A 17,533-nucleotide genomic window follows, 5' to 3' on the forward strand; every position below is an offset into this window, starting at 1 on the left:
ATCTACGGTGACGGTGACTGCGATCGCCGTGTCACCCAACACCAATTGACCCCTGGTATGGCAGCGTGACGCACGTGAGACTCGACGATCATGAGCGAAGTCCGTTGCCGTGATCGTGATTGCGTCCGCCGCGGACGCCCAGAGCCGACTGGCCTCTGGTGCGATGGCATGCCCGGAATGTGGCGGCGTCCTGACCAGATGGGGACACGGTCGCATCCGCACGGTCCGCGCGCTGGGCAGCGACACCGTGACCGTGCAGCCCTCCCGCGTGCGCTGCACCGCGTGCCTGAAGACTCAGGTGCTGTTGCCCGCGGAGTTGCACCTCCGCCGCGCCGACACCACCCAAGTCATCGGGAATGCATTGCTACACAAAGCGAATGGTCTCGGATTCCGGCGCATCGCCGCCCGGATGGATCGACCTGAGTCGACTGTAAGACGGTGGTTGCGCCGCGTCCCACCCGATCACCTGCACTGGCTGACCACCCAAGCGAACCAGCGGCTCATCGCCATTGCCGTCGAGGTGTTCAGCAGCATCCGCTACTGCGGGGATCCACTACGTCACGCGTTGACGGTCCTGGCCGCGACGGCGTTTCACGACAAACAACGATTCGGGTTCAGCGACCCGCCGTGGACGCTGATCGGAACCTACGCCCGCGGCCGACTCCTCTGCCCGCCACGCAGCCCCTGACACCAACGACCCGCCGGGCATCCGCATGCCCGCGGCGGACCGTCACCGTGCAGAACACACCGTCAACGCGACGACCACGCCGTCATCACGCTGATCACCAAGCCGAATCCGACCGAATCCCATCGCATTCATAGTGACGTCGTCATCGGCATCTTCAGTGACGGCCAACACACCTGGGCCGAAGCCTTGGGCAATCGAGGTCAAAATGCTTCGGATGCTGGGCGATAATGGCGCGCCGAATGACGCCATGCTCAAGCATATTTTGTCTCCGTACCCCGCACATCACAGCGCCGTCACGGATTGCGCAAAGCTTATCGCGTCAGGAATCGAAGCCCGAAAAGGCATTCTCATCTTCGGCTATGACCACGAGAAGTGGCCTATGGACCCGGCGATCGAAGCGTTCGAGATGCTCGCTGCACGTCGCGTTAACTTGACTAGAGCCGCTCCTGCGGCGCTTTCAGATCTCATTCACCCCGTGCACAAGAAAGGGCGTGTGTTCGGCTGGGAGATAACGGCCCTCCATGGGATTGAATGAGAGTGCGATGCCCTCGGCCTGACGCTCCCTTTGCCGTCCGCAGATCGTCAGCAACAGAAGTTGGCAGAGCTTGTTGGAGGCATCGCAGCCAACCCGCTGAGCTGCAGGCTTATTGCACGTTCAACACAGCTTGTCGGTGCAAACGCCAAGAGGGGTGGACTGTAAATCCGTCGGCTAACGCCTACACAGGTTCGAATCCTGCCCGAGACCCCGAGCCCGACCAGGAGGACGTCGACCAGCCCCCACAAGGAGGCTGCCAAGTGGCGTCGGAAAGTACCGGGACCTGGAGACCGACCACGCCGCTCTCGGCGAGCGTCTGGAGGGCCTGCAGCGACAGCAGGCCGAGCAGATCGCCGCGAGCACCGGCCTCAAGAAGGAGGACACCCTGTGGACCTCCCCACGCTGGCCAACGCCCTCGACGAGGCTGGGCTGGTCGACGAGGCCAAGGCCACCATGGCCGCCGAGCACCATTGCTCACCGGACTCCCAGCCTCCGAGCACTGGCGGCCCGGCGGCTCCAATAGCTGGCCGACTTCCAGGCCCCCGACGTTCGAGCCGGACAGCTCGGGTCTTCGAGGAGGGCCCGGGCGCAGGCCCGACGGCAGGCCTCCATCGAGATCTGCCCGCCATCGCCGTCCGAGAACACCTGGAGACCGATCCGGTCCTCCTCGAAGTCATGTATCGGACGGGTCGAGCGCCTAGAAGAGACATGGGCAGACCAAGAGTTCTCAGACAGCTGGAGCAGTACGAACTTCCTCCTTCCCCAGAGCCGTGCGAGAGAGCGCCCGTGCCACCCCTGGACGACGGCGAGGACCCGTTCCCGGCTGACCCCACCCCTCCCCATGGGCACACCGTGGGCACAAACTGGACACAGTTACACACATCTGGACTCATGTAGGCACAGGTGTCGGTGCAGCTCAGAGGGATTTTCTGGTCCTGACCAGCACTACCCCCGTCAGTTCAATCCTGACAGGGGGCTCCAGGGACTTCGTGGCCGTCGACACCACCAGCGTCTGCGCAGGCGCGAAATGGGTGCCCGTCGGCCGATCCGTATCCGGTCAGCGACTAGTGGCTGAGCGATGGCCCCGTCTTGACGCTGCACGGCGAGGGACGTAGCAATCCCACACGCCAGTCGGGCGACTGGACCGCTGCTCCCCTGACGCTCGAAAGTACTTGCAGCGCAACTCAACTCGCGGTCATTCCGGGCAGTCCTGGACGTTTGGCCCGCCGCGCATCGACCAGGGAAGGCCGGGTCAGCGGCTGACACTCGAGGTGGTGCCGAGGCTGTCCATCATCGAGATGACGGGTGACTGCCGCCACCGATGTCGACGCTGTCCCCGCCGAAGTCGTTCGCCGGAAGAACGAAGTCACCCTGAGGCGGCGGTGCGGGGATGTTCGCAGGCGATCGTGTCGTCGGCGGCGGCCACCGGGGCATAGACGGCGGCGAGTGCGGCGCTTCGAGACCTTGCGCGCACGACCCGCCTCTCTTCTGTTGCTGAAACCGACAAGATAGCTAGTCCAAGCTGGTATTTAACAGAGGCACTGGTTTGCGTTCAGGGCGCGAAATGGATCGATGACTCCGAACAGCCCATCACGGCATGCCCCGGCGGGAACGACCGCGGGTCGGCGGCAACGATGACCTTGTCCTGGTAGTACGCGTGCGTCCGATCTGCCGTGCATTCGAAGTTCGTGTTCAACACGCGGAACGACGAACCGTCGGCTTCGGGGATCGGCCTGCCCATCCAGTACGCGTGGCGGGCGTCGCGAGCGAAGGAGCCGTCGAGCACCTCGAATGACGGCGCATCTGCGTCGGCGATGCGGTCGGTGAAGTAGACGATGCCACTGTCGTCCCGCGCGTACCCGCCCTTCAGCACGCGAAAGGTGGCCGGGTCGGCGCCGACGATCCGGTTGCCGTTCACCTGCACGGTCTGACCGTCCTTCGTGAACAAGTAGTAGTCGGTGTCCGAGACGATAGTGAAGTGCGCGGGGTCGTCCGACAGCACGCGGCCGTCCGACCAGTACACCGCGCTGCCGTCCTTGGCCAGGTTTCCGCTGAGCAGCTCGAAGTGGGCGGGGTCGTCGCTGAACACCTTGTCGCGCTGGTAGACGTGGTCGCCGTCCTTGGCGAAGTCCGGCCGGTCGAGCAGGACGAAGCTCGCAGGGTCGGCGTCGAGCAGCGGGCGGCCGTCGACGTAGACCGTCGAGGCGTCCTTCGCAAAGGTTCGGTCGAGGGCCTTGAACGAGGCGGAGTCGGCACCGTCGATCTGCGCCGCCTTGCCGGGAAATGCCTGCAGGAAGTACACCGCGTCACCGCGGACGTGGTAGCCAGCCGAGTCGAAGATCGAGTTCGGCGCCCCGCCTCCACTGCAGCCGGGCAACGCCGCGAGCATGGCCACGCACACGGCCGCGATCAGCGTGCGCATCGCCCGGCCGGATGGTCCCATCCGCTCATGGGGCAACGGTACTCGGCCGAAACTAGACTCGAAACGTGCGTGACGTGCTCGACGAGCTTCTCTCCGTGTGGCGTGCCGGTGGCACGGCCGGCTTGGCCACCGTCGTGCGGACCATGAAGTCCGCGCCCCGTGCGCCTGGCGCCGCCATGGTGGTTTCGCCTGACGGCACGGTGGCCGGCTCGGTCTCGGGCGGCTGTGCGGAGGCGGCGGTCTACGAGTTGGCCGGTGAGGTGGTCCGCACCGGGCGGCCTCAGCTGCAGCGCTACGGCGTCACCGACGACGACGCCTTCGCCGTCGGGCTGACCTGCGGCGGGATCATCGACATCTTCGCCGAGCCCCTGTCGCGCACGACGTTCCCGCAACTGGACGCCGTGGCCGAGGGCATCGCCTCACACCGTCCGACGGCGGTGGCCACCGTCATCTCACATCCCGACGTCGAGTGGGTCGGGCGGCGGCTCATCGTCGGCGAGTCGAGCGCCGAGGGCTCGCTCGGATCGACTCGCGCGGACGACGCGGTCGCCGACGACGCCCGTGGTCTGTTGGCCGCGGGGCGGACCGCCGTACTCACCTACGGCCCCGACGGACAACGCCAAGGCGAAGGCATGGAGGTCTTCGTGGCCAGTCATGCCCCCCGACCGCGGATGATCGTCTTCGGCGCCATTGACTTCGCCGCGGCGCTGACCCGCCAGGGCGCCCTGCTCGGGTACTGCGTCACGGTGTGCGACGCCCGCCCCGTCTTCGCGACGCCGGCCCGCTTCCCCGCCGCCGACGAGGTCGTCGTCGACTGGCCCGACCGCTACCTCACCGGCCAGCAGGCCTCGGGGGCCATCGACGCCAGGACCGTCATCTGCGTTCTCACCCACGACCCCAAGTTCGACGTGCCGGTGCTCTCGGTTGCTCTGCGCCTGCCGCGGGTCGGGTACGTCGGGGCGATGGGGTCGCGTCGGACGCACGTCGATCGCCTCGACCGACTACGCGACATGGGCCTCACGGACGCCGAGACCAGTCGGCTCTCCAGCCCCATCGGCCTCGATCTCGGCGCCCGCACGCCCGAGGAGACCGCGGTGTCGATCGTCGCCGAGATCATCGCGCGGCGGTGGGGCGGCGGAGGCCGACCGCTGGCCGAGATCGAGACGCGCGTTCATCACGACGCCGCCGAGATCGGGGCGTCCGCCCACCTCGACGTGCGATAAACGTCACTCTCACTTTTTGCTACCGCTGCTCTCTGTGTGCGATAACGACGCTGTTGCACGGCATCGTCAACGCAGTTCGCCTGGCAGCGGAGCGGGGCAAGCAGTAGTAGAAGTAGACCCATGGACATTGGCTTCATCGGGTTGGGAAACATGGGCTCGGGCATGGCGTCGAATCTGCTCGACGCCGGTCATCGGGTCACCGCCTACAACCGCTCTCAGGACAAGGTCGACGCCCTCGCCGAACACGGCGCCCGGCCTGCCCGCACCGTCGCCGAGGCCTGCGGCGGCGCGGCCGTGGTCTCGATGCTGGCCAATGACGCCGCCGTCGAGGCGGTGACGTTCGGCGCGGACGGCATCCTCGCGAACCTGCCGAAGGGTGCCGTGCACGTGTCGTCGTCCACCATCAGCGTCGCCCTGGCCGAGCGCCTGGCCGCCGCCCACGCCGAGGCGGGGCAGCGTTTCGTCACGGCTCCGGTATTCGGCAGGCCGGAGGCCGCGGAGGCGGCCAAGCTGTTCGTCGTCGTCGCGGGCGATTCCGCTGCGATACAGGAGGTTTCACCTCTCTTCGACGCCATCGGGCAGCGTACCTTCGTCGTCTCCGAGGACCCGACGGCGGCCAGCCTGATCAAGCTGAGCGGCAACTTCCTCATCGCCTCGGTCATCGAATCGCTCGGCGAGGCGATGGCGCTCGTCGGCAAGGCGGGCGTCGACAAGCAGCAGTACCTCGAGATCCTCACCTCGACGCTGTTCGGCGCCCCGGTCTATCAGACCTACGGCGGCCTGATCGCACGCGAGCAGTTCGAACCCGCCGGATTCGCCGCGACCCTCGGACTCAAGGACGTCCGCTTGGTCCTGGCCGCGGGCGACGACCTGCGGGTGCCGCTGCCCCTGGCCAGCCTGTTGCGCGACCGATTTCTGACGCTCTTGGCCACGGGCGGCGAGCATCTCGACTGGTCGGCGGTCGGAGCACTCTCGGCGTGGGAGGCCGGCGGCAAGGGCCCCGTCGGCTAGCTCACGACCCCGCGTAGTCCCTCGGCGCCGAAGACGGGTTCGAGCATCGCCGAGTAGTCGGGTCCTCGTCGAAGCAGTTGACCGCCGTCGACGTTGATGACCTGTCCGGTGATCCAGCTCGCCGCATCGCTGAGCAGGAAGACCGCGGCGTTCGCGATGTCCTCGACCTCGCCGACCCGCGGAAGCGGCGTACTGACCCGATAGTCCTCGCTGAGCTCCGGCGAATCCAGCACGACGGCGACGAGTTCGGTGCGAATCAAGCCCGGCCGGATCGAGTTGACCCGAACCCAGGACGCTCCCAGCTCGTCGGCTCCCAGCTGCATGAGGTGGTCGATCGCGGACTTGCTGACGCCGTACGCACCGAACCACCGGTGGGTGTTGCTCGCCGCCACCGACGAGATGCCGATGAACGAGCCGCCGCCCGTGCGGACCATCTCCCTGGCGCTGTGCTTGAGCACGTACATGCTGCCGTTGACGTTGAGATCGACGGTTCGCCGCCACGCGGCCGAGTCGACCTGGGTGATCGGGCCGATCGTCTCGGACCCGCCGGCACAGTGCACGACGCCATTCAGCCGGCCTTGCCACGCCGTGGCGGCCTCCACCATCCGGGTCACTTCGTCCTCGTCGGTGACGTCGGCGGGTTGGTACCTCACCGCACCCGCGCCGTCACCGGCCTGCGACTCGATCTCGTCCCGAGCGGCGGCCAGGCGGTCGGCGTTGCGGCCGACGAGCATCACGTCGCCCCCCGACGCGACGACGGCTGCGGCGACACCCTTGCCGATGCCACTGCCACCGCCGGTCACGATGAAAGTCCGATCCGCCAACGAAAGCTGCACCATTGCCCCTTACGAAAACTAGAACACGTTCTCGTCATCGAACCACACCGCCGCCGACGCGCCACAGCCAACGAGGATCGGCGCCTGACATCGCACCCATCAGCTTTTGTCGGCGCGATGGCAAACCTTCAGATCTCAGCACGACGACTGGTTCTCGCCGGCGGTTTCGCAGTCGCGATCGCCGCAGCGCCCGCGGTCGCCGCGTTCACCGTTCCGTCGACCACGCCGCCAATCGGGGCCCGATCTGGCGGTGAGACGGAGTACGTCTACACCAACGCGCGCACCCTACATGGTGCCCAACTCACCAGCGATCCAGGAGCCCCAGGGCGGGCTGCCCGAGGTCGACGGAATTCCTTGCACCGGCGGCAACTCGGGCCAGTGCATCGGCCTCTCAGGACGCACGGCAGTACGTGCCGCCCAGCTCGACCGTCGGCTCGAGCCCGACCGTCACCGGGTCCACCAACTCACGCGAGCGGCGACACGCTTTCGGGGAACCTGCGGTAACTGCGCAGACTGCGGGCAGCTTCCCTACAATCCACGCATGCCGTACTTCGAGTTCCCTGCACGCCGCTTCCTCCTGGCCGGCGGATTCGCTCTCGCCGTTGCCGTGACCCCGGCGGTGGCCACCTTCGCGCTGCCGTCGGTTGCGTCCGGTTCGTCCGTCGCCGATTGCGCCTCCGGCGAGGACGCGGATCAATTCACCGGGGCATGCGTTCCGTTCGTGGTGCCCAACTCGCCATCACCATTCACCACTCCGGCGGGCAACCCGGACATCCCCGAGATCGACGGCGTGCCATGCACCGGTCGCGACTCCGGTGCGTGCATCGGTCTGGCCGAGGACGCACCGCAGTACGTGCCGCCTACCTCGTCCGTCGGATCGAGTCCCACCGTCACCGGTTCGACCAACTAAAGGGAAGCTGTGCGGATTCATTGCACCTTCCATACAATTCACGCGACGAGCCGTCAATAACCACAGAAAGCGTGACCATGGCGCACCTTGAGTTCTCTGCACGACGCTTGATCCTCGCCGGCGGATTCGCGCTTGCCGTCGCCGCTGGTCCCGCAGTGGCCGCATTCACCGTTCCGGCAGCCTTTTCGGGAGCGCCGGCGGCGTCGTGCCCCGCCGGTGAGGAAGAGGACATGTACACGGGGTCCTGCCTCCCGCACACCGTCCCCAACTCGCCGACGAACAACGGCTTCCCCCCCTCGCCGATCTCGCAATCTCCCGGCGGCCTGCCCACGGTCGACGGCATCCCATGCACGGGTGCAAACACCGGTAAATGCATCGGCCTCCAGGAGAACGCGCCGAAATTCGTGCAGCCGCCCACCAGCATCAACGGCCAGTAGCGCCATCACGCCCTAGGCGGCTCGACGAGTCGCCTAGAGTCGTGTCATGGCTGCCAAACCAGATCCCGCCGAAATCGGTGACGTCGAGCCGCTGGCCGACAGCACCGCCCGCCAGGCCAGTCGCGTCGTCGCCGCGTATGCGACCGACGCCGACGAGTGCCGTGTCTTCCTGTCGATGCTCGGCATCGGACCGGCAAAGCTCGAGGCGTAGGTGAGCCCAGGAGGAGGCGAACCAGCCAACTCCGGGAACTCCGACTTCGTCGTGGTGGCCAACCGGCTGCCGATCGACATGGAGCGACTGCCCGACGGCACCACGGCGTACAAGCGCAGCCCGGGTGGGCTGGTGACCGCCTTGGAGCCGCTGTTGCGGCGACGGCGCGGGGCGTGGATCGGCTGGCCGGGGATCACCGACGGCGACGAGGATCCGATCGTCGAAGAAGGCCTCGAGATGCGGCCGGTGCGGCTGTCGGCCGACGATTTCGCGGAGTACTACGAGGGCTTCTCCAACGCCACCCTGTGGCCGCTCTACCACGACGTCATCGTCAAGCCGATCTATCACCGGGAGTGGTGGGACCGCTACGTCGAGGTGAACCGCCGCTTCGCCGAGGCGACGGCGAGCGCTGCCGCGAAGGGCGCCACGGTGTGGGTCCAGGACTATCAGCTGCAGCTGGTGCCGAAGATGCTGCGCATGCTGCGCCCAGACCTCACCATCGGTTTCTTCCTGCACATCCCGTTCCCGCCCGTCGAACTATTCATGCAGATGCCGTGGCGCACGGAGATCATCGAAGGGCTTCTCGGCGCCGACCTGGTCGGGTTCCATCTGCCCGGCGGCGCGCAGAACTTCCTGATCCTGGCGCGGCGCCTCGTCGGTGCGAACACCTCGCGGGCCAGCGTCGGGGTGCGTTCCCGGTTCGGCGAGATCCAGGTCGGCTTCCGCACCGTGAAGGTCGGCGCCTTTCCGATTTCGATCGACTCCGCCGAACTGGACGCCAAGGCGCGCAACCGCGACGTCCGGCGGCGTGCCAAGGAGATTCGCGCCGAGCTGGGAAATCCGCGCAAGCTCCTTCTCGGGGTCGACCGTCTCGACTACACGAAGGGCATCGACGTACGGCTGCACGCGTTCTCGCAGCTCCTCGACGAGGGCAGGGCCGACCCGGCGGACACCGTGTTGGTGCAACTGGCGACGCCGAGCCGCGAGCGTGTTAAGAGCTACAAGGCGATGCGCGAGGACATCGAGCGCCAGGTCGGCCACATCAACGGCGAGTACGGCAAGGTGGGGCATCCGGTCGTGCACTACCTGCACCAGGCAGTGCCACGCGAGGAGCTGATCGCGTTCTTCGTCGCCGCCGACGTCATGTTGGTGACGCCGCTACGCGATGGCATGAACCTGGTCGCCAAGGAGTACGTCGCCTGTCGCAGCGATCTCGGGGGCGCCCTCGTACTCAGCGAATTCACCGGCGCCGCAGCCGAACTCAGGCAGGCCTACCTCACCAATCCGCACCATCTCGACGGCGTGAAGGACTCCATCGAGGCGGCGCTGACTCAGGCTCCCGACGAGGGACGGCGGCGCATGCGCGCGCTGCGCAGGCAGGTGCTTTCCCACGACGTCGACCGCTGGGCACGGTCGTTCCTCGATGCCCTGGCAGAGACGCGGAACGGTGACTCTCCTAGATCGGAGTGATGTCGTTGATCCGCCAGTCCTGGCCCATCTTCTCGTAGTCGACGCGCAACCGACTGCCGTCGTAGAGCGGTTGCTTGGTCTTGTCGGTGAGAACGCGATTCATGTACACCATGACGGAACCCGAATCACGGTGCGCGTCAAGCATTCCGACGCCGACGACGTTGACCTGGCTGATGATCTGGCGATCCCGCGCCGCGGGGATGACGTTCTTGGTGGTGTCGTCCTCGTACTCGCGACGGAACTCGGGCTAGTCCGCCAGGCTGTCCGGCAGCTTGCCCGGCTGGAAGTAGGTATCGAGCAATACCTCGGAGAGGGTGGCGGGAGGCAGGCCGTAGAGGTTGATCTGGAAGCCGGGACCGGAGCCGACCACCAGCTGCGACAACCTTTCCACCCCTTGGCTAAGCGCCACTCTTAGTGAGCCGGATGATATCAACTAGAACACGTTCGCAGTGTCAAAGAACCGCAGAATCCGATGCATCCGGGGTATTCGTGCTGGTCAGGGCAAGTATGACCTAGATCATTCTGCAACGTGTTCTAGCACTCCGGCACGGTTTGACAACCGAGACTGTCAGTCTCGCGACGACATCAGCCCGTTGGCGGAGAACCCCAGGTTGGGATCACGGTCAGCAAAGTACCCGCCAAGCGTGTGAACGAGGTCGTCGGCCGCCCAGGCATCGGAGCCCGCGGTGAAGTGCTTCTCCGCGGTGGGGGCGGCGACGAGCGTCACCGTCGGACCATAGACGATGAACAGCTGACCGTTGACTCCCTCCGATGCCGGCGAGGAGAGGAACTGCACGAGGGTCACGACGTGCTCGGGCGACAGGCTGTCGATCTGGCCTTCCGCGAGCTGCGGGGCGTCGCCAAAGACGTCGGCGGTCATCGCCGTCCTGGCCCGCGGTGCGATGGCGTTGGCGCGGACGCCGTAGCGGCCCAGCCCACGCGCCGCCGTCAAGGTCAACGCCGTGATGCCCGCCTTGGCCGCGCCGTAGTTGGCCTGACCGACCGGGCCCGCCAGTCCCGCCTCGGAGGACGTGTTGACGATGCGGCCGTAGACCGTGCCGCCGTTCTGCTTGGCCTTGTCGCGCCAGTAGGTCGCGGCATTGCGGGTCAGCAGGAAGTGACCACGAAGGTGCACCGCGATGACGGCGTCCCAGTCCTCGTCGGTCATGTTGAACAACATCCTGTCGCGGGTGATCCCCGCGTTGTTCACCACGATCGACAGCCCGCCGAGACCGTCGGCCGTCGCGACGAGTTCGTCCGCGGTGCTGCGGGCGCTGATGTCACCCGCGACGGCGATGCCCTTCGATCCGGCGGCCGCGATCTCGTCGAGCACGTCGGACTCGTCGAGCGCCCTCTGCACGTCGTTGACGACCACGGTCGCGCCGACCCTTGCCAACCCGATCGCCTCGGCGCGGCCCAGTCCGGCGGCCGCGCCAGTCACCACCGCGACCAGTCCGGAGAGGTCCGTCGGGTTCGTTTCGGTGCTCAATTTATGAAACCCTCTAGTCCTTGCGGATGAGGGCTGCGCGCGGGCATTCGGCGATCGCTTGCTCAGCCAATGCCTCCTGGCCGGCGGGCACCGGATCGGCCTTGATCACAGCGTAGTCCTCGTCGTCCAGATCGAACAGGTCCGGGGCGATGCCCACGCAAACCGCATTGCCTTCACAGCGATCACGATCAACCTCGACTCGCATGAGAACCCTCCTCGCCACTGCCGTGCGGATGCTCGGCCAGCGTCGGCCCAGAATAACCGCGCCTGGATTCCAAGACTAGAACGTGTTACAACCGGAGAGGCCCACGGGTACCCCCGGAGAAGTGCAGAACAGTGAGGACTTGAGCGATGCGGATCGGCTACAGCCCCGAGCAAGAGGAGTTGCGCCGCGAGTTGCGCTCGTACTTCACCAAGCTGATGACCCCCGAGCGCGCCGAGGCGCTGAGCGCGGGGGACGGCGGCGAGATGGGGCACGGCAGCGTGTACCGCGACACCGTCGCGCAGATGGGCAAGGACGGCTGGCTGACGCTGTCCTGGCCCAAGGAGTTCGGCGGCCAGGAGCGCACGCCGATGGACGGGCTGATCTTCAATGACGAGGCCTCCATCGCCAACGTGCCGGTGCCGTTCCTGACGATCAACAGTGTGGCGCCGACGATCATGGCGTTCGGCACGGACGAGCAGAAGAAGTTCTTCCTGCCCAAGATCGCCGCCGGTGAGTTGCACTTTTCGATCGGCTACTCCGAGCCTGGCGCGGGCACCGACCTCGCCGCGCTGCGCACCACCGCGGTGCGCGACGGCGACGACTACGTCGTCAACGGGCAGAAGATGTGGACCAGCCTGATCGCCTACGCGGACTACGTGTGGCTGGCCGTCCGCACCAACCCCGAGGCGAAGAAGCACCGCGGCATCTCGATGCTCATCATGCCGACCACCGCCGAGGGCTTCTCCTGGACGCCCGTGCATACCATGGCCGGCGTCGACACCAGCGCGACCTACTACCAGGACGTCCGGATTCCGACGAGCAATCTGGTCGGCGAGGAGAACGCGGGCTGGAAGCTGGTGACCAACCAGCTCAACCACGAGCGCGTCGCACTGGTGTCCGCGCAGCCGATCTTCGTCGCACTCGGCGCCGTGCGGGAGTGGGCGCAGAACACCAAGGACGTTCACGGCAAGCGATTGATCGACTCGGAGTGGGTGCAGCTCAACCTCGCTCGGGTTCACGCCAAGGGCGAGGTGCTCAAGCTCATCAACTGGGAGCTCGCGTCGGCGACCGACGCCTCGCCATCCCCCGCCGACGCATCGGCGGCCAAGGTGTACGGCACCGAGTTGGCCACGGAGGCCTACCGCCTGCTGATGGAGGTGCTGGGAACCGCCGCCACCCTGCGCTCCGACTCCCCGGGCGCGCTGCTGCGCGGTCGCATCGAACGGATGCACCGGTCCTGTCTGATCCTCACCTTCGGTGGCGGTACCAACGAGATTCAGCGCGACATCATCGGCATGGTCGCCCTGGGTCTGCCCAGGGTCAACCGCTAGCGCTCGAGCCCCCCGGAAACGAATAGGACGAACAGGGACTTCACCACCACCGAGGCCGCGAAAGACCTTGGCGGCCTTGCGCGCTCGATCGTCGACTCGGTGTGTACGCCGGAGCGCCAACGCGAACTGGACAAGCTCGACGAGCGCTTCGACCGCGACCTCTGGTCGAAGCTGATCGACGCCGACATCCTATCCACGGCAGCGCCGGAGTCCTTGGACGGCGGCGGCTTCGGCGTGCTCGAGGAGACCGCCGTACTCGTGGCACTCGGTCGCCAGATCGCGGCGGTGCCCTACCTCGAGTCCGTCGTGCTCGCCGCGGGTGCGCTGGCCAGGTTCGGATCCGAGACGTTGCAACGGGACTGGGCAGCCCCTGCGGTGAAGGGTGAGAAGATCCTGACCGTCGCGCTCGATGGCGAGATGGGCGAGGGCCCGGTGCAGGCTCAATCCGTGGGTGACGGCTTCCGGCTCACCGGCACCAGGGCGCTGGTCGGGTACGGTCCGGTCGCCGACGGCTTCCTGGTGCCCGCCGAAACGGATTCGGGCACTCAGGTGTTCCTCGTCGTCGCGGGTGACTCCGGCGCCTCGGTCAGTTCGCTCGACACCACCGGGCATGGCAGTGTCGGCCACCTGGAGTTGCAGGGCGCGGACGTCGATGCCAGCCGCATCGTCGGAGGCGAAGAAGTTCTGTCCTGGCTGACCACGCGGGGTACGTTGGGCCGCAGCGCCTTTCAACTCGGTGTTCTCGAGCGCGCGTTGGAGCTGACAGCGCAGTACGCCAGGGAGCGCGAGCAGTTCGATCGCCCCATCGGCAGCTTCCAGGCGGTGGGCCAACGACTCGCCGATGGTTACATCGACATCAAGGGCCTGCGGCTGACGCTGACTCAGGCGGCGTGGCGGCTGTCCGAGGATCTGCCCGCCGACCTCGAGGTCGGGACCGCGGCGTTCTGGGCGGCGGAGGCAGGCCACCGGGTGGCACATACCACGGTGCACGTCCACGGTGGCGTCGGCATCGACATCGACCACCCCGTGCACCGCTACTTCCTCGCCGCCAAGCAGACGGAGTTTGCGGTCGGCGGTGCCACCGGACAGCTGTTGCGCATCGGCCGCGAGTTGGCCGAGACACCTGCCTGAGCTTGCGTTCCCGGTGACCGAAGAACGCCATCCGACCGTCACGGAGCTGCTTGCGCCGCTGGTCGACGTCACCGATCGTGGTGTGTACGAGGGCGATTCCTTCGTCTGCTGGCGCGACCACCTCCGGGCCGGTGCACAGGTGGCCGCGGCGCTCACCGCTCGTCTGGACCCGGCCAAGCCACCGCATGTCGGGGTGATGCTGGGCAACACCACGTTCTTCTCGACGGTCCTGGTGGCGGCCGGCCTCGGCGGTCTGGTCACGGTCGGCCTCAATCCGACGCGACGGGGCCAAGCCTTCGCTCGCGACGTGGCGCGCGCCGACTGCCAACTGGTGCTGACGGATGACGTGACCGCCGTCGCCGGAGGGCTCCCCGACGGAATCGCGCGCATCGACGTCGAATCACGAAGTTGGGAAGCTGAATTGGCGACCTACCGCGGTGCGCCGGTGACGTTCGCCGACGCCGATCCCGACGACCTGTACATGCTGATCTTCACCTCGGGCACCAGTGGTGAGCCCAAGGCGGTGCGCGTCACCCACGACAAGGTGGCGTTCCCGGGCAACATGCTGTCCCAGCGGCTCGGGCTCGACCGCGACGACACGTTCTACCTGTCGATGCCCATGTTCCACTCCAACGCCATCATGGCGGGCTGGGCGGTGGCAGTGGCTGCAGGCGGATCGATTGCGTTGCGGCGCAAGTTCTCCGCCTCGCAGTTCATCCCCGACATCCGCCGCTACGGGGCGACCTACGCCAACTACGTCGGCAAGCCGCTCTCCTATGTCCTCGCGACCCCGCCCCGCGACGACGACGCCGACAACCCTTTGCGGTTCATGTACGGAAACGAAGGCGCGCCCCGCGACCTGCCGCGATTCGCCGAGAGGTTCGGCACCTACGTGGTCGACGGATTCGGCTCGACCGAGGGTGGCATCGCGATCGGGCGAACCCCGGACACCCCGGACGGTTCACTCGGACCGCTGACCGACGAGATCTCGATCGTCGACGTCGAGACCGGTGAGCCCTGCCCACCCGGGAAGGTCGGCGAGCTGGTCAATCCCAAGGGCCGCGGATGGTTTCGCGGTTACTACGGTGACGAGGCCGCCGAACACGAGCGGATGACCGGCGGCGTCTATCACAGTGGCGATCTCGCCTACCGCGACGAGGCGGGCTACGTCTACTTCGCGGGCAGGCTCGGCGACTGGATGCGCGTCGACGGTGAGAACCTCGGCACCGCGCCGATAGAGCAGATCCTGACGCGCCATCCCGACGTCCTCGAAGCCGCCGTGTACGCCATCCCGGACCCAGCCGTCGGCGACCGGGTGATGGCGGCCCTGGTGTTGAAGTCGGGAGCGACGTTCGACGCCGACGCGTTCGGGACCTTCCTGGCGGGGCAGCCCGACCTGGGCCCGAAGCAGTGGCCCTCGTACGTTCGCGTCAGCACCGCGTTACCGCGCACCGCGACGTTCAAGGTGATCAAACGACTGCTGTCGGCCGAGGGTGTCGAGTGTGCAGACGAGGTGTGGCAGATCCAGCACTAGCGGGCGGGAAATAGCCCGGCTATTCGCGCAGAAGTTCCGGCCGGAGCAGCAGATGCCGCAGGGCGTGGGCAAGCCATTGTTCGTAGCGGGCTGGCGACCAGCCCAGGTCGACAGTGAAGGTCGAGTAAAGGTAGGGCGACTGGACCGTCACCATCACGTCGGCCGCTTGAGCCTCGGATAGGTCCGGCCGCAGCGCTTTTGGTCCGAGCTGAGCAATCCACACCACACAGTCGGCGCGAATGTCGTGGACCAGCCTGGTGCGCAGCTCCTCGAGGCCTGGGTCCGTGGAGGCTGCCTGCTCCATCACTCGCATCAGTGGCGCCACTCGCTCGTGGAGTTCGCGGACGAAGTGTGCGGCCGTCGCGAAGTGCAGCCGCTGTTTGTTGCCGGACATCTCGGCGAGGGCCGGCATGCGCTCAATCAGCGGGACGTCGTCGTAGTCGCCTAGCACCGCGACGTCAATCGCGCGGGAAAGCACAGCTGCCTTCGAGCCGTAGGTCGCGTAGATGGTTTGCGGCGACACATCGGCCGCGGCCGCAATCTGGTCGATTGACGTCGCCACGAAGCCCTGCTGGACGAACAATGCCGTCGCCGCTTCCACGATCCGGCGCTGCCGCGCCTCGGCGTCGGCGCGGCGGCGGCTGTTGTCGTACTTGCGGCGCGGAGTCCGCTTGGGCGCCGTTGACACCATGGCACCACCTTGTCTATAGTTGACTTCATCCAATAGTTCTGGCTGTATCTAAACATACTCTGGAGGTTTGCCATGGCCTTCGCTGCCCATGTCAAAGTTCCTCCGACCAAGGTGGTGACGGTCGTCGAGCGTCTGCGACATCACCTCTATCGGCTCCATCAAAGACTGACTGCAGCGCCGGTCGCGATGGTGGAGATGATTCTGGCGGGCTGGATGTCGCAGGCAATCCAGGCCGCCGCCGAACTCGGCGTCGCCGACGCGCTCTCGGCCGGGCCACTGCCGCTGGAGGAGTTGGCGCGCCGCGTCGGCGCTGACCCCGATGCGCTCAGCCGTCTCCTGCGGGCGCTGATCAGCCGGGGGATATTCCGTCGGCAACGGGACGGCCGCTATGCGCTCAACGCCCTTGCCGACACCTTGCGTTCCGACGCGCCGGCGTCGATGGCCGGAGCAGCGCTGTTCTACGGGTCGCGACAGCACCGGGAGCACTGGAGTTTGTTGGTGGAATCTGTCAGGACCGGCAAAGCGAGCATTCCCCTGCTGCGCGGCAAGGACTTCTTCGACTACCTGAGCGACGATGCCGAGCTCTCAGAACTGTTCAACGACGCCATGACGAGCATCTCCGAGCTGGCGGAGCCCTCCATCGTCGCCTCCTACGATTTCAGCGCCTGCCCGACGATCGTGGATGTCGGCGGCGGACACGGTCGCCTGCTGGCCGCGGTCCTGGCGGCGACGCCAACCGCTCAGGGCGTGCTCTACGACCTTCCGCAAGTCATCGTGGATGCCCCGGTGCTCCTGCAGGACAGAGGAGTCGCCGATCGGGTGCGCCTCGAGGGTGGGTCGTTCTTCGACGAGATCCCGGCCGGAGGCGACGCGTACATCCTCAAACACATCCTCCACGACTGGCCCGACCAGCAGGCTATGGCGATTCTTCGTAATCTGCGGGGCGCCGCCGGCGCCGAAACCACCGTGTTGCTGATCGAAATGGTGATGCCGGAGCACGACCGCGATTTCATCGGCAAGTGGGCTGATCTGGAAATGCTACTAGGCGGCAGCGGGCGCGAGCGCACCGTTGCGCAGTACCGCGAACTACTCGAGCAATGCGGATTCACGATGACGCGGCTGGTGCAGACTGCGTCGCCGTACAGCCTCGTGGAGGCGAAAGCCGCCTGAAACCGCCCCGAGAAGCTGCGCGAACAACCGTACATTCCGCGCCGACGCTGGCAGCGACTTCTCCGTGACTTCACCGGTTGGAACTTGAGTACTTCTGTCCCTGCGCAACGCCCCTTTTGAGCTACGCTTCGCTGCGGAAAAGGACAGCCTCCGGCCTGCCCGCAGTGTCTCCACACATGAACACGAGGAGTTAACGCATGAGAGCATCGGCCCTCACCGGTCTGGCTGCGGCCGCCACC

15 protein-coding genes and 3 pseudogenes are annotated in these 17,533 nt (G+C 66.6%); 12 read left to right on the top strand and 6 right to left on the bottom strand.

All coding sequences use genetic code 11. From position 1 onward, the window contains the following. Positions 1 to 109 precede the first annotated feature (109 nt). Both VET27_RS24100 and VET27_RS24105 read left to right on the top strand, forming a co-directional pair. Complete coding sequence (locus tag VET27_RS24100; RefSeq protein WP_526522232.1) at positions 110 to 688, top strand: helix-turn-helix domain-containing protein; 579 nt, start codon at positions 110 to 112, stop codon at positions 686 to 688. Positions 689 to 902: 214 nt separating this feature from the next. Beyond that, complete coding sequence (locus tag VET27_RS24105) at positions 903 to 1,223, top strand: hypothetical protein (RefSeq protein WP_526522234.1); 321 nt, start codon at positions 903 to 905, stop codon at positions 1,221 to 1,223. Positions 1,224 to 2,775: 1,552 nt separating this feature from the next. On the opposite strand, the gene VET27_RS24110 is transcribed toward VET27_RS24105, so the two are convergent. Further along, a complete protein-coding gene (locus VET27_RS24110; RefSeq protein WP_526522236.1) occupies positions 2,776 to 3,666 on the bottom strand; it encodes a DKNYY domain-containing protein in 891 nt (296 codons plus the stop codon). 44 nt (positions 3,667 to 3,710) lie between these two features. On the opposite strand from VET27_RS24110, the gene VET27_RS24115 reads away from it, so the two are divergent. After that, positions 3,711 to 4,868, top strand: a complete 1,158-nt coding sequence (locus tag VET27_RS24115) for an XdhC family protein (protein WP_526522238.1) — start codon at positions 3,711 to 3,713, stop codon at positions 4,866 to 4,868. A gap of 87 nt (positions 4,869 to 4,955) precedes the next feature. Further along, positions 4,956 to 5,879: pseudogene (locus VET27_RS24120) on the top strand (NAD(P)-dependent oxidoreductase); the annotation flags it as partial. Here VET27_RS24120 and VET27_RS24125 read toward each other — a convergent pair. Further along, the gene (locus VET27_RS24125) at positions 5,876 to 6,715 is read right to left on the bottom strand and encodes an SDR family oxidoreductase (RefSeq protein ID WP_526522239.1); all 840 of its coding nucleotides are present in this window, start codon (positions 6,713 to 6,715) and stop codon (positions 5,876 to 5,878) included. The pseudogene VET27_RS24120 and the gene VET27_RS24125 overlap by 4 nt on opposite strands. A gap of 541 nt (positions 6,716 to 7,256) precedes the next feature. Between VET27_RS24125 and VET27_RS24130 the strand changes: the two genes are divergently transcribed. From VET27_RS24130 to VET27_RS24145, 4 genes are all read left to right on the top strand, one after another. Further along, a complete protein-coding gene (locus VET27_RS24130; protein WP_526522240.1) occupies positions 7,257 to 7,625 on the top strand; it encodes an intersectin-EH binding protein Ibp1 in 369 nt (122 codons plus the stop codon). Positions 7,626 to 7,702: 77 nt separating this feature from the next. Then, positions 7,703 to 8,062 carry an intersectin-EH binding protein Ibp1 gene (locus tag VET27_RS24135; RefSeq protein WP_526522256.1) on the top strand — a complete coding sequence of 120 codons (360 nt, stop codon included), beginning with the start codon at positions 7,703 to 7,705 and terminating at the stop codon, positions 8,060 to 8,062. A gap of 46 nt (positions 8,063 to 8,108) precedes the next feature. After that, positions 8,109 to 8,273 carry a hypothetical protein gene (locus tag VET27_RS24140; RefSeq protein ID WP_526522242.1) on the top strand — a complete coding sequence of 55 codons (165 nt, stop codon included), beginning with the start codon at positions 8,109 to 8,111 and terminating at the stop codon, positions 8,271 to 8,273. Further along, on the top strand, positions 8,274 to 9,743 hold the full coding sequence (locus VET27_RS24145; protein ID WP_526522244.1) for an alpha,alpha-trehalose-phosphate synthase (UDP-forming): 1,470 nt from the start codon (positions 8,274 to 8,276) through the stop codon (positions 9,741 to 9,743). A 247-nt stretch (positions 9,744 to 9,990) separates the two neighbouring features. On the opposite strand, the pseudogene VET27_RS24150 reads toward VET27_RS24145, so the two are convergent. The 3 genes and pseudogenes from VET27_RS24150 to VET27_RS24160 all read right to left on the bottom strand — a co-directional run. Then, positions 9,991 to 10,113: pseudogene (locus VET27_RS24150) on the bottom strand (mammalian cell entry protein); the annotation flags it as partial. A 198-nt stretch (positions 10,114 to 10,311) separates the two neighbouring features. After that, on the bottom strand, positions 10,312 to 11,232 hold the full coding sequence (locus tag VET27_RS24155; protein ID WP_526522246.1) for a 3-oxoacyl-ACP reductase: 921 nt from the start codon (positions 11,230 to 11,232) through the stop codon (positions 10,312 to 10,314). Positions 11,233 to 11,245: 13 nt separating this feature from the next. After that, positions 11,246 to 11,437 carry a ferredoxin gene (locus VET27_RS24160; protein WP_526522248.1) on the bottom strand — a complete coding sequence of 64 codons (192 nt, stop codon included), beginning with the start codon at positions 11,435 to 11,437 and terminating at the stop codon, positions 11,246 to 11,248. A 146-nt stretch (positions 11,438 to 11,583) separates the two neighbouring features. Between VET27_RS24160 and VET27_RS24165 the strand changes: the two genes are divergently transcribed. The 3 genes and pseudogenes from VET27_RS24165 (at position 11,584) to fadD17 (ending at position 15,433) form a co-directional block, all read left to right on the top strand. Next, positions 11,584 to 12,768 (top strand): acyl-CoA dehydrogenase, encoded by a 1,185-nt coding sequence (locus VET27_RS24165; RefSeq protein WP_526522249.1) that lies wholly within the window; start codon positions 11,584 to 11,586, stop codon positions 12,766 to 12,768. Positions 12,769 to 12,804: 36 nt separating this feature from the next. Then, a pseudogene (locus VET27_RS24170) lies at positions 12,805 to 13,899 on the top strand (acyl-CoA dehydrogenase family protein); the annotation flags it as partial. A 13-nt stretch (positions 13,900 to 13,912) separates the two neighbouring features. Further along, a complete protein-coding gene (gene fadD17, locus VET27_RS24175; protein WP_526522251.1) occupies positions 13,913 to 15,433 on the top strand; it encodes a long-chain-fatty-acid--CoA ligase FadD17 in 1,521 nt (506 codons plus the stop codon). Between the two features lie 19 nt (positions 15,434 to 15,452). Here fadD17 and VET27_RS24180 read toward each other — a convergent pair whose 3' ends face one another. Beyond that, positions 15,453 to 16,124, bottom strand: a complete 672-nt coding sequence (locus tag VET27_RS24180; RefSeq protein ID WP_526522252.1) for a TetR/AcrR family transcriptional regulator — start codon at positions 16,122 to 16,124, stop codon at positions 15,453 to 15,455. 72 nt (positions 16,125 to 16,196) lie between these two features. On the opposite strand from VET27_RS24180, the gene VET27_RS24185 reads away from it, so the two are divergent. After that, complete coding sequence (locus VET27_RS24185; protein ID WP_526522254.1) at positions 16,197 to 17,294, top strand: methyltransferase; 1,098 nt, start codon at positions 16,197 to 16,199, stop codon at positions 17,292 to 17,294. The last annotated feature ends 239 nt before the right edge of the window (positions 17,295 to 17,533 follow it).

The organism is Mycobacterium sp. (assembly GCF_035633495.1).
Taxonomy (GTDB): domain Bacteria; phylum Actinomycetota; class Actinomycetes; order Mycobacteriales; family Mycobacteriaceae; genus Mycobacterium.